Genomic DNA, 353 nt, shown 5'->3' on the forward strand with positions numbered 1-353 from the left:
TCTGGTGCTATTAATGTAACTATTGAATTGCCTAATGATGCTAGTGCAGGAGATATTTTAACTGTAAATGGAGCACCTCATACGCTTACGGCTGCGGAGATTTTAGCAGAAGAACATACAACGACTTTTACAAGTCCGGGAGAAGGAAGTACACTGACCGTTACCGCTACCATTACAAATGGTGTAGGCAATACAAGTGCTTCTGCTAGTGATGCTGCCAATATTGAAACAACATTACCTGATGCACCTACCGTAGTTATTACTGAAGACACGAACAATGATGGTACAATTAATAGTTCAGAACTATCTGGTGCTATTAATGTAACTATTTCCTTGCCTAATGATGCTAGTGC

Annotated in this window: 1 protein-coding gene; it reads left to right on the forward strand. The window is 39.9% G+C overall.

Translation table 11 applies throughout. The features are described from left to right. The coding region (locus tag MWU65_RS17625; protein ID WP_247079979.1) for a hypothetical protein at positions 1-353 on the forward strand (353 nt) is incomplete at both ends.

This window comes from Cellulophaga sp. F20128 (genome assembly GCF_023015805.1).
In the GTDB taxonomy this organism is placed as follows: Bacteria; Bacteroidota; Bacteroidia; order Flavobacteriales; family Flavobacteriaceae; genus Cellulophaga.